Here is an 11,354-nt window from a genome sequence, read left to right on the forward strand (position 1 = left end):
AAGTGCGATTGGGGCGGCTAGTGGGGATCGAACCCACGACATCCTGAGCCACAGTCAGGCGTTCTGCCGCTGAACTATAGCCGCCGTACAAGTAACTATTGTAGCATTTCGGGCGCAGGCTGTGTCCTCCTCAGAGCACCATGCTCGCGGCCGCATCGAATACATGGGGAACCAATTATGGAGCCAGAAGTCCTGCCGCCCGCAAGCCGGAATCTACCGCCGCGGACACGCGTCGCGGGCAATCTTTTTGCCGATGAGAATCTCGACATGCTGGCCCATCTGCTGGATGACTGGTTTCGGATCCCCGGAACCTCGATCCGCTTTGGACTCGACGGCATCATTGGTCTGGTTCCCGGGCTGGGGGATGTGCTCGCGGGCCTGGCGTCGTGCATTCTGATCGTAGCCGCATGGTTCAGGGGCGTGCCCTATGTCACCCTTGCGCGCATGGTCGTCAATCTTGGTATCGATGTTGTAGTGGGGTCAATTCCGCTGCTTGGCGATATCTTCGATATTGCATGGAAAGCGAATCGCCGTAACTACGCATTGATGACGCGCCACCTGCAGCAGCCGCACCGGCATACATGGAAGGACTGGGTATTTATTCTGCTGTTGACAATGTGCGTGGTCGCGATTTTTATGGTCCCGCTGATTCTTCTGATATGGTTCGCAGAATGGCTCGCTCATCGCATCTAGGAGGTCTCAACAGGGCCTTCATCTACGGTACAATGAGTGAAGTCAGCACTGGAATCGGGGCGTAGCGCAGTCTGGTAGCGCATCTGCTTTGGGAGCAGAGGGTCGGGGGTTCGAATCCCTCCGCCCCGACCAATAGGATCAATTACTTAACTGTTGATGTACAGTTGCGACCTTACTGAAAGCCGCTTATAGGTACAAGACGCCTCTTCCTAAGATCCATTACTGGGTCGCATCCGCGCTCAGAGCCAGTTAGTTTGCTCAGGGCATGCCGTGCTTTTATCTCTCTGAAAGGTGACGCGAGTGTCTAACTTCAGAATGGATCCAGGAAACGAGCAAGTAGTTGTTGTGTCGTCAGAGGTTCGATGACGCGGATGCGGAGGCCGGAGGTGACTGTGTCCGTTTGTATAACCAGTGAAGGGCCCCAAGAGAATATCTTAGTGTGCCAGCAGCAGTCGAAATAGGGTCGTCTTTATCAATGCCTGCGGGTGCGGTCGCGAGTAGACAGCGTTCATGCTCCCAGGCAGGGATGGTGAATAATCTGACGAGGCTCAAGACTCGCTGGCTGTACATTGCCGCAGGCAGGCGCGGAAGTCTTTCCCGGTTTCGATAACGGATGATCAGACTTGATGCCTCAGCCCGTGCCTCAACGCGGCCGTCACGCCATTAGAGTCATCGGATCACGTCCCGGCCGTCTGCAAAAAGAGGAAGCTGTCTCCGTGGCCTACCGGAGACCTTCGTGTTCACAAAGACTCGACATTTCTGTAATAACAGCGCGCTGCAAGGCTATGTTGGAGGTCATCCAGTCGCATTCATAAGAAACGGGGAGAAGCGGCATCCCTTGATGAGAGCGTCTGCCCCCATCACGTGGGCGTGGGTCTACCAGCTCAGCGAGGTAACCGAATTGTGCCATTTGTTTTCTCCTATTTCGTTGATAGGTTCATGCTCTCATTGCAGCCAATTGCCGTCGTTGTTCGAAGGCAGGAATGTGCTTGCTCCAGAGCAGGTAAGGAGAAGAGGCGAGAAGACGAGCCTACAAAGACATCCGAAAATGGGCAGCGACATCATTTTGGATCTGGAGTAGCGACTGCAAACGCTGTCCATTTGAAAACTGGGCACAACACGTCTTGGTTTGACCCGAATTGATCAGCAAACTAAGATACCGGTGCCCAACGGTGAAGGTTACAGCTTGAGCTGAAAGGGAAATCTTGTGAAATGCGCGTGCAAATTGTCGCATGGAAACCAGATTGCGGGCCTTCCAGATGGGCTTAAGTCTCGCTTTCTATCGGGATTGCCGCAAGCCCAACTCAACTCTGTCCTTTCCGTCGCAAAGCATCGGCATTTCCGTGCCTCTTCAGTGATCATCAATCAGGAAGATCTTGCCGAACGATTCTTCCTGCTGACAAGTGGTCGTGGCAGGCACTTCGTGATCACGAGTGAGGGGCGAAAGATACTTCTGCACTGGTTAACTGCGGGACAGATATTCGGCGGCGCTGCAATTCTCTCTGCCCCGTTCCAATATCTTGCCGGCACGGAAGTGCTGTCGGACAGTTGTGCGGTGGTGTGGGAAAGGCAGACTATCCGGGAATTAGCGACTAAATTTCCCGCGCTGCTGGACAATGCCTTGTCAATTGCGGTGACAGAGAATATTGCGTGGTCAACTGCCGCACATATCTCACTAAGCTCCGATGATGCACATGGACGCGTTGCTCACTTACTGGTAAGTCTCGCGAGTGCAATCGGCGAAGCCACTCGCGATGGCGTCGAGATGAAGGTCTTGAATGAAGATTTGGCCGAAGGGGCAAACGTGACGGCATTCACAGTCAGCCGTTGTTTGCGAGATTGGGAACGCGCAGGTATATTGGCGAAGCGTCGCGGTAAGATCGTGCTGCGAAAACCCGAACTGCTGCTTGCCGCTGGCCGAGAATTACGTAGACCCGTTCTTTAAAACCCGCCTCCTTAAGCTCCCTCTCATCAGTCGCGCAGACCTCCTACCTGCTTTAGAGCATACACACAGCTTCTATTAAGCAACGATTAGCTTTGCATTCAGTGGGAATATAAAACCGTAGAGGAAAAGCATGACAAATCTCGGATTAGGTCAATCTTCTCAACTCGCAAACGGTGCCACTGTCTTCGGTTCGTCGACCAACGAATGGGGTGCCCGAGATGGATATAGCAATCGTAATTGGCCTCTTATTTTTGTTTGTGGATGTATTGCCGTTGTTCTCTTTGCGGTAAAGCGCGACAGAAGTAACGCGACGTAGGTTTGTGTTACTCGATCTACCCGATTAAGGCTGGCGCAAAGTAACCACCCCAACCCAAGGAGAATTTTCAGTTGAAACTTTTGCAGTTCGCCCCACGCGAAGTGAATCTCGCGAAACCACCGGCCCGGCTAGGTTTGCCAGAGTCCTTTGAGCCTTCGCAGGAGTACGCGCTGCTTGTGCTTTCTATTCTGCCCATCGACCAGCAGGAGGCTATTTACAGAATCCTCGCCGAACTGTTCGCGAAGTGCGTCACAGAGCCTGATCCAGATACCTCTATCCGGCAGCAGTAAAAGGGAGGTTGAGGAGCGGAACCAAAAGGGCGAGATGATCCGGGTTTGCTACGTCGATGCCAATGGAAAGCCCCTCAAACGTTGGGGCCTCCACAACCTGCGTCATAGCCTCGGGTGCTGGATGGTTTCGAATGGAATTGATCTGAAAACTGTCGCTTCCATGCTTCGTCACAGTAACGTCCGCACAACTCTTGGCATCCACAGCCAGGCTGTAGATGGGAAATAAGCTGGCGGCGCAAGATCAGTTCTTGAATACTCTGCTGTCGAGTGAGAGCGAGCTTGTGCGATAGCGGAACCGTGCGGAACGGATGCGGAGTGAAAACTGACCCGGAACGTGGTTGAACATGTTTATCTTATTGAAAAGATGGTAGGCACGAGGAGACTCGAACTCCTGACCTCTACCGTGTCAAGGTAGCGCTCTAACCAACTGAGCTACGCGCCTATATTGGTTCGGTAGGTGGATGTAAATTCCTAAGTTTGCTAACCATGCTGAATTCCGCCATCAGCGCTGCCTATGACTTCTCACTGAGAAATGGAGAGCAAAATTTTTCAACCGTACCGTGTTGCTTGTCGTACGTGACCGAACTGGATCGTCTCGTACTCTGCTATCCAATTGTAGCAAACGTAGGCCCGCCGAAGCCAAGGCTGGGAATAAAGGTCACTCTAGATTGCAATAGGCGCGATCTGAGAAATTCGTGTCAAAAGGAAAAACTGCAGGTTGTTTTCCCGCGGAATTTTCTTTTCGAACCGGTTTTTTCTCAAGTAGAACTGGGGCATCCTGAACGCGATTTGAAGCGATTTGGGAGTGCGTTCGTGCTTTTGCGAGGCCTTTTTGAACGTTTTCGTGGTTATTTTCTCCTGCTTTGGGCTCTCTTGTGCTCGGTACCTGCTGTTGCTTCTGACTTTCAACAGCCCACCCCGGAAGAGCTTAAGATGACGTCCGATCCTGCCGCGCCGGATGCCCCGGCAGTATTTCTTTTCCGGCAGGAAGTCTCCGATGACAAGCTACACATGCATTCGCTCTATGCGCGGATCAAAATTCTTACCGAAAAGGGTAAGGACAATGCCGACGTAGAGATTCCCTATGAGGGGAGAAGTTTTTCGATCCGCGGCATCCAGGGTCGAACCATACATAGTGATGGCACGGTGATTCCATTTACCGGAAAACCGATCGAGAAGCTGCTGTTGAAGCAAGGCAACGTACGCGAGATGGCCAAGGTCTTCAGCCTGCCGGATGTGCAGGTGGGCAGCATTATTGAATACGAATATGTGCTGGCTTACGAGGACGGTTATGCGGTACCGCCGCGTTGGTATATTCAGCAGCTGCTGTATGTGCACAAGGCGCATTATCACTTCAACCCAACGCAGCGCGAGCTGACCAGCAACAGCGAGCACGGTAATACGGTTGTCGGACTGATGTATACGCCGATGCTTCCACCAGGCGCGCAGGTACGCAGTGGCCTGGATGGCTACGATCTAACGATTGAGAAAGTCCCCGCGATGGTCGATGAAGAGTACATGCCGCCGATGGAGAGTTTCTCCTACAGGGTGCTCTTCTATTACTCCAGTTACCGCAGCGGCGACGAGTTCTGGAAGCAGCAGGGCAAATACTGGTCGAAAAACATGGATCGCTTTGCTCAGCCTTCCGCCAAGGTACAGGCCGTCGTGCAACAGATTGTTGCGCCCAGCGATACCCAGGAGCAGAAGCTAAGAAAGATTTATGCCGCTGTGATGCAGTTGGAAAATACCAGCTTTACGCGGGAACACTCCGCCGCTGAGAACAAGGCGGAGGGACTAAAGATTAAAACGGCAGACGATATATGGGAGCAGAAGCGCGGGAACAGTGACGAGCTTACGCTGCTCTTTATCGCCTTGACGCGGGCTGCGGGCATGAAGGCATATGCCATGGCAGTTACGAATCGCAATAGCGGCCTTTTTGTTCAGAGCTACCTGGATTGGGATCAACTGGATGACGACATTGCCATTGTCCCGCTGAATGGCAAGGAGATATTTTTCGATCCGGGTCAGCGTTATTGCGAGTTTGGAAAGCTGCACTGGAAACACACATTTGTCCAGGGTGTCCGCCAAGTGGAGGGTGGCATTGCAATCGCAGAGTCGAATGGAATGACCTATGCGGATACCAGTATCGTTCGATTCGCAGATCTGACGCTGAATGAGGACGGGAAGCTGCAGGGCCTGATCCGGATTACTTTCACCGGTGGTGAAGCATTACGCTGGCGTCAACATATTCTTAAGACGGACGACGAAGAGGCGAAGAAGGACATTCAAGATGAACTGCAGAAGGAGATGCCCGCGGACGTCATCCTGAAAACGAATCACTTTCTCGGAGCGACCGATTACGATCATCCGCTGATGGTGATATTTGATGTGAGCGGCAGCATGGGCACAGCAACCGGGAAAAGAGTTTTTCTGCCGGGAAGCTTTTTTGAAGCGAACGCGAAGCCTCTATTCGTTCATGAGAAACGTGAAAATCCTGTCGATCTACGCTTTCCGTATCTGTTGAGAGATACTGTGACGCTTGCATTGCCAACAGGATTTGCCGTGGAAAGTGTTCCGAAGGATGTTGAAATACCTTTACCTCAATTCGCAGATTTCGTTTCCAAATATAAAGGGACGGACACGGTTTATGCCTACGGCCGATTGTTAGTGGTGGCTTTATGCGGCGAAGGAATATCCGCAGGTCAAGGATTTCTTCGCTAAAGCGAACGCACAGGATCAGCAGCAGGCGATTCTGCACTCAGCGTCGCCTGCTCCGGCAAGAGGCCAGTAGATGCGAGTTCATCTGGCGGCCGTATTTCTTCTTTTAGCTACGTACAACGGGATGGCTTCTTCTCCTGCGCTGCCTGACTGGATGCAACAGGCGGCTGCCATCCCTGTAACAAATTCACTGAAAGCGAAGGCAGTGGTTCTGCTAAGCGACGAGTTGTTGACGATTCAGCCGGATGGACAGGCGCGTCTTCGCCGCCGCGAGGTGATTAAGCTGTTGCGGCCGCAGGGACGCGAGTATGCGGAATTAGTGGCATGGTCGGGCGGGGGTCGCAAGCGTCTCTCTTTCCATGCATGGAGCATCGGTCCGGACGGTCATCCTTACACAGTGAAGGACGATCAGATTCGCGAAGAGGGCGGAGAAGAAGGCGGCATGCTCTATATCGATGACCGCGCAAAGGTCGTCACCCCGCCCGGAGCTGATCCCGGTGGCATTGTTGCTTACGAATCGGAGAGCCAGCTGCCGAATTACATGACGGAAAAGTCGTGGGATTTCCAGACCTCGATCCCGGTGCAGCACGCGATTTTCGAGATCGATCTCCCGGCAGGCTGGAAGCAGCGTCCACTTTGGCATAACCACACATCCATTCCGCCGCAGGAGATTTCTCCTGGACACTTTCGTTGGGAACTCACAGGAATTCCCGCGATAGATATTGATGATGTGCCGCTTGCTCCTGCCGAGATTGCACTCGCGGGCCGCATGGTCGTGCATTACGGGGCGAACAACATCGCGGAGGTGGTCAGCTGTGGACGACCATTGGCGAATGGTACGACGGGCTCGGCGCGCCGCAGACAAATGCCACGAGCGAGATTGCTGCCAAGGCACATGAGTTGACCGGCAACGAGAGCGATTTTACGGCGCGCGCCGAGAAAATTGCTGAATTTCTTCAACGCGAAATTCGTTATGTGGGGATCGAGATTGGCATTGGCGGTTACCAGCCACATCCGGCAGCCGCCGTGTTCCATAACCGCTATGGCGATTGCAAAGACAAAGCGACGCTGTTAATTGCCATGCTGAATTCTATTGGCGTGCATGCTACGTATGTGCTGGTGGATACGCGCCGTGGTTTTGTCGATGCCGATGTCCCCTCGATAGACGGAAATCATGCGATTGCTGCCATCGAGGTTCCGGATGGATATAACGATGCGCGGCTGAAGACAATTGTGAAGACAAGCAATGGGCAGCGCTTCCTGATATTCGATCCCACAAACCAATATGTGCCGCTTGGTTTGCTGCCTACCTATTTACAGGGAAGTTACGGAACACTGGTGAACGGCGTGAAGAGCCAGGTAATCCAGCTACCCGTGGTGCCGCCGGATGGCGATGTCATCGAGCGCATTGCGAAATTCCAGTTGGATGCCGACGGGACACTGCAGGGGTCCATTACCGAGAATCGAGTTGGGGCTTCCTCGGGTAGAGAACGGAATTACTTTGCAGAGAATACAGAGAAAGAGCGGCGCGAATTTGTAGAACGGCAACTGCGAGAGGATTTCTCCGAGTTTCAGCTTAAAGATGAAAGCGCCGAGAACGTGCAAAACCTGGGACAAAAATTCATGGTGAAGTATCAGATCTCTGCACCTCAATATGCGAAGACTGCCGGAAATCTTCTCCTCATTCGACCACGCGTGCTCGGCTCTTATGGAGAGGCGCTGAACGACAGGCCGAGGGAGTATCCGATCGATCTACGGATGGTCGGCACGAGGCGAGATTCGTTCGATGTTGCCGTACCTGCGGGGTTTGTGGTGGATGAACTGCCTGATCCTATCAAGGTCGACGTCGGATTTGCGACGTACAACAGTGAAGTGAAGGCCGATCAGAATGTATTGCATTATTCCCGCGAGCTCGTGGTGAAGGAACTGATGCTCAAGCCTGATCAGTACGACGCCTTGAAAAAGCTGGAAGCGGCCATCACGACAGATGAAAACCGGAGCGCCGTTCTGAAGAAGCAGTAGTTCAGCGTTTCTGTTTTGTCATCGGTACGACCTGCACCGTGGCATCGCGTACCTCCGCCAGAAAGCGGTTGATGACGGAACCGCGTAGGAGAATGTCAAAGCGTGAGCGCGCCGACTGACCGAAGATGACGTGCGAGATGTTTTCGCGCTTGGTGAAGGCAATGAGCGCGTCGGAGACATTCTTATCACTCAATACAACGACTTTGGCGCTGAGGTCACGGGCCATGCGCTTGTATTCTTCCAGTCGGTGAAAACCATCGGGATTGGTATTGCGCAAATCCTTGCCCGGCGTTTCTACGTAAACGGCATACCAATTCGTGGCGAGGCGGCCTGCGATACGCGCGCCGGCGCGGATGATGCGCTCCGTTCCGGTGTGGGCCGAGATGCAGACCATCACCTTTTCCGGCATGGGAGCCTGTTCTAGGCCCTGCGTGCGCCGGTACTCTGAGGCAGCGGTGCCGACCTGCTCGGCGGTGGTACGCAGCGCCAGTTCGCGCAGCATATTGAGATTGCCCTTGCGGAAAAAATTGGATAGCGCCTGCTCCACCTTTTCCGGAGCGTAGATTTTTCCTTCGCGCAGGCGCGTGCGCAGCTCATCGATGGTTACATCAATGGTGACGACGTCATCGGCGCGCTTGATAAAACTGTCCGGCACGGTCTCGCGTATCTGAGTGCCGGAGGAACGCGAGACGGCATCATTGAGCGTCTCAAGGTGCTGGATATTGATAGCCGTCATCACGTTGATACCGGCATCCAGCAGCTCAAGCACATCTTCGTAGCGTTTGCGATTACGCGAGCCAGGCACATTTGTATGTGCCAGTTCATCGACGATGCAGGTCTGGGGATGACGTGCGAGGATGGCATCGATATCCATCTCGCGCAGCGTAACGGATCGGTAGACGACCTCTTTCTGCGGAATAATTTCAAGGTCGCCGATCTGCTCGGCTGTCTCCTTACGGCCATGAGGCTCAACCAGGCCGATCACCACATCGAGGCCGTTCTTCTTCAGCATGTGCGCATCTTCGAGCATGCGGAAGGTCTTGCCTACACCGGGCGCAGCGCCAAGATAAATACGGAGCTTTGCACGCTCTTCAGGGACGGGAATCTGGTCGAGTATCTCAGCCAACTTCAACCTCGTGGCGCGTGGGCGTCACCGCAGGGACAGGCAGGGTAAAACTGAAGGTTGTCCCCTGACCAAGACGGCTTTCGACGGCTACTTGTCCGCCAAGTGTTTCGACGAGGCGGCGCACAAGTGCCAGGCCAAGGCCAGTGCCGCTTCCGGAGCTCTCGGTGAAGCGGCCAAAAATGGTCGGCAGGCGTTCGGCTTCAATGCCGCGTCCACTATCTCTGACAACGAACTGGATGCTCTCTTTTATCTCTGAGGCCTCAAGCAGGATCTGTCCGCCGACGGGCGTGTAGCGAATCGCGTTCGTCAGCAGGTTATCAAGTATGCTGCGCAGCGCACGACGGTCGGCATTCACGTGTGACAGATCGGCAAAGACGCTGACCGTGATTTCGATATTCCTCTCTCTCGCCTGTTCGCGAAAACGATGGTATGCATCGTCGAGAATTTCTACAGGCCGCAGTCGTTCGATCTTCATTTCCCGGCGACCGGTATCGAGCTCTGCTACTTCGATAAGATCCGACATCAGGTCGTCCAGCTTCTCGGATTCTTTGGTGGCGCCTTCCAGGATATCCGCCTGCAAGGGACGCAACTCACCCGCATGACCGCGTGCGAGGGCGTAGATTGCCAGCCTTAATTTTTGCAACGGATCACGTAATTTTTCGGATGCGACAGAGAGAAAACGCGTCTTGAAGCGGTCGATGTCCTGCAATTCGGTGACGTCTTCGAGGACGGTGACCGCGCCCAGCAGCTTGCCTTCTTCATCGCGCATTGGAGAGGTACGCAGCCGATAGTTGCGTTGCGCGCTGCCAATGCGCATGGGGAGCAGCAGCGCTTCATTTTCGCCACTGCCTTCGCCGGTGACCGCGCGCTGAATAGAAACAGCGCTTCGAACGGCATTGAGGATCTTTTCTCCTCCGGGAGTGTTCGTGAGCGCCATTCTGTCGCCCGCCGATTTGCCCAGAAGCTCCGTCGATGCCTGATTCAGTTTGAGCACGTGGCCCTTGGCATCGGTCACGATGACCGGTTCAAAAATCGATTGCACGACAGCATCGCTGAGCTGCTGTTCCATCTGTCGCCGGCCCGATTCGGTTTCGCGCAGGTCGCGCAGACGGATAGCCATGCGGTTGACCTCGGTCGCAATGGTGCCGAGATCATCCCGGTTGCGCCACTCGATGCGTTGATTCAGATCTCCCTGGCCAATGAGGTGAGCGGTTTTCGCGGTGCGGCGGATCGGCATGATCACGAAGAGCAGGGAAATTGCCGAGATGCCGATGGCAGCGAGGAGGCTGATGCTGGAAGCAGCGATAAGTCGCGCTCGCAAAAGGAAGCGTTCGTGGTCCAGCGAGTCCATGAGACGCGCACGGCTGTTGAATACAGTACCTAACGCGTCTGATATAGATTCATCGATCTCATTGAGTTGCGGACGCAGCGTATCCTCGGCGAAATGCTGCCAGTTGTCGGACGGCGTGGAGCGCAGACGCGCGATTAATTGGGAGTGTCGCTGTTGCACGGCCCCTAATGAAGGTGATTGCGGGACGGCAAGCGTCATCCGCTGGTCGGTTACGCTCGCCTCCGCCAGCAACTGAGACTCGATGGCCCGATCGGCTGCGGATGCCAGGCGCCCAGCCAGCACTTGTTCCCGGGCTATCGATGCCTGAACCTGTGACAGGGCACCTACGGCAGCGTCCGCCGTTTGCTGCTGGCCATCCAATGCGGAAAGATGCACAAACGAATGGCGCACGAGCATTCCCAGCCCGCCGACCAGCGTAATAAGTATCAAGAATCCGAGAATAAGTCTTTGGTACAGGCTCAGCATGCAGTAAGACGCTACCTGCTACCGAGAGTAGTGGCAGTCTTCTTATGATGCAAGCGCCGTCGAACGGCTATAGAGTGATTGCGCGGCTGGCTTACGGCAGTTTGCATACCAGGACGGCGCGATTCCGAAATGGGCAATCCATTTGCGTCGAAGAATGCGGTTCCAGCAGGAGCCAACTCACTCCCTCGGGCCGCAATCGGGAGATGCGCTCCTGATCGGTCATCTGATCGAGGCCACTTTCGAGATCATGCATCCGTTTCCAGTGAGGCGCGAGTTGAGGAAAGATGGCCACGACTCCGGGGTCTTTCACCTCGTCTGCCAGGGCGCTGCGCATTGCGGTAGCTCGAAAACTCTGCATATCCGATCCGTCTAAATCATCACGATCCGGAGCTATGGCAAAAATCGCATCGGCGGGCGTGTTGTGGCGG

At 54.4% G+C, this 11,354-nt stretch carries 10 protein-coding genes and 3 tRNA genes; 8 read left to right on the forward strand and 5 right to left on the reverse strand.

Annotated features, from left to right (window positions below; translation table 11 throughout):
* Positions 1-9: 9 nt before the first annotated feature.
* Positions 10-84: transfer RNA gene (locus GSQ86_RS09730), tRNA-His, on the reverse strand.
* 93 nt (positions 85-177) lie between these two features.
* Here GSQ86_RS09730 and GSQ86_RS09735 point away from each other — a divergent pair.
* From GSQ86_RS09735 to GSQ86_RS23870, 5 genes are all read left to right on the forward strand, one after another.
* Positions 178-693 (forward strand): DUF4112 domain-containing protein, encoded by a 516-nt coding sequence (locus GSQ86_RS09735; protein ID WP_158749760.1) that lies wholly within the window; start codon positions 178-180, stop codon positions 691-693.
* 55 nt (positions 694-748) lie between these two features.
* Positions 749-825 (forward strand) — tRNA-Pro (locus GSQ86_RS09740).
* Positions 826-1,900: 1,075 nt separating this feature from the next.
* A complete protein-coding gene (locus GSQ86_RS09745; protein ID WP_256366828.1) occupies positions 1,901-2,638 on the forward strand; it encodes a Crp/Fnr family transcriptional regulator in 738 nt (245 codons plus the stop codon).
* A gap of 387 nt (positions 2,639-3,025) precedes the next feature.
* Positions 3,026-3,244, forward strand: a complete 219-nt coding sequence (locus GSQ86_RS09750) for a hypothetical protein (RefSeq protein ID WP_158749762.1) — start codon at positions 3,026-3,028, stop codon at positions 3,242-3,244.
* A gap of 34 nt (positions 3,245-3,278) precedes the next feature.
* The gene (locus GSQ86_RS23870; protein WP_158749763.1) at positions 3,279-3,470 is read left to right on the forward strand and encodes a tyrosine-type recombinase/integrase; all 192 of its coding nucleotides are present in this window, start codon (positions 3,279-3,281) and stop codon (positions 3,468-3,470) included.
* Between the two features lie 139 nt (positions 3,471-3,609).
* On the opposite strand, the gene GSQ86_RS09760 is transcribed toward GSQ86_RS23870, so the two are convergent.
* A tRNA-Val gene (locus GSQ86_RS09760) sits at positions 3,610-3,686 on the reverse strand.
* A 491-nt stretch (positions 3,687-4,177) separates the two neighbouring features.
* Between GSQ86_RS09760 and GSQ86_RS09765 the strand changes: the two genes are divergently transcribed.
* The 3 genes from GSQ86_RS09765 to GSQ86_RS09775 all read left to right on the forward strand — a co-directional run bounded on the left by GSQ86_RS09765 (position 4,178) and on the right by GSQ86_RS09775 (position 7,984).
* On the forward strand, positions 4,178-5,965 hold the full coding sequence (locus GSQ86_RS09765) for a DUF3857 domain-containing protein (protein ID WP_158749764.1): 1,788 nt from the start codon (positions 4,178-4,180) through the stop codon (positions 5,963-5,965).
* Between the two features lie 70 nt (positions 5,966-6,035).
* On the forward strand, positions 6,036-6,866 hold the full coding sequence (locus tag GSQ86_RS09770; RefSeq protein WP_158749765.1) for a DUF3857 domain-containing protein: 831 nt from the start codon (positions 6,036-6,038) through the stop codon (positions 6,864-6,866).
* Complete coding sequence (locus GSQ86_RS09775) at positions 6,863-7,984, forward strand: transglutaminase family protein (protein ID WP_158749766.1); 1,122 nt, start codon at positions 6,863-6,865, stop codon at positions 7,982-7,984. Before GSQ86_RS09770 ends, GSQ86_RS09775 begins: the two co-directional genes overlap by 4 nt.
* A 1-nt stretch (position 7,985) precedes the next feature.
* On the opposite strand, the gene GSQ86_RS09780 is transcribed toward GSQ86_RS09775, so the two are convergent.
* From GSQ86_RS09780 to GSQ86_RS09790, 3 genes are all read right to left on the reverse strand, one after another.
* Positions 7,986-9,110, reverse strand: a complete 1,125-nt coding sequence (locus tag GSQ86_RS09780) for a universal stress protein (RefSeq protein ID WP_254062277.1) — start codon at positions 9,108-9,110, stop codon at positions 7,986-7,988.
* Positions 9,103-10,926, reverse strand: a complete 1,824-nt coding sequence (locus GSQ86_RS09785; RefSeq protein ID WP_174239954.1) for an ATP-binding protein — start codon at positions 10,924-10,926, stop codon at positions 9,103-9,105. Before GSQ86_RS09785 ends, GSQ86_RS09780 begins: the two co-directional genes overlap by 8 nt.
* 91 nt (positions 10,927-11,017) lie before the next feature.
* The coding region (locus GSQ86_RS09790) for a hypothetical protein (RefSeq protein WP_158749767.1) at positions 11,018-11,354 on the reverse strand (337 nt) is incomplete at its 5' end.

Source organism: Acidobacterium sp. S8 (assembly GCF_009765985.1).
Taxonomy (GTDB): domain Bacteria; phylum Acidobacteriota; class Terriglobia; order Terriglobales; family Acidobacteriaceae; genus Alloacidobacterium.

Excerpts from the sequence above, each read along its gene's own strand:
- GSQ86_RS09785 (WP_174239954.1), bottom strand. The coding sequence starts at position 10,926 with ATGCTGAGCCTGTACCAAAGACTTATTCTCGGATTCTTGATACTTATT.
- GSQ86_RS09735 (WP_158749760.1), top strand. The coding sequence starts at position 178 with ATGGAGCCAGAAGTCCTGCCGCCCGCAAGCCGGAATCTACCGCCGCGG.
- GSQ86_RS23870 (WP_158749763.1), top strand. The coding sequence starts at position 3,279 with ATGATCCGGGTTTGCTACGTCGATGCCAATGGAAAGCCCCTCAAACGT.
- GSQ86_RS09770 (WP_158749765.1), top strand. The coding sequence starts at position 6,036 with ATGCGAGTTCATCTGGCGGCCGTATTTCTTCTTTTAGCTACGTACAAC.
- GSQ86_RS09765 (WP_158749764.1), top strand. The coding sequence starts at position 4,178 with ATGACGTCCGATCCTGCCGCGCCGGATGCCCCGGCAGTATTTCTTTTC.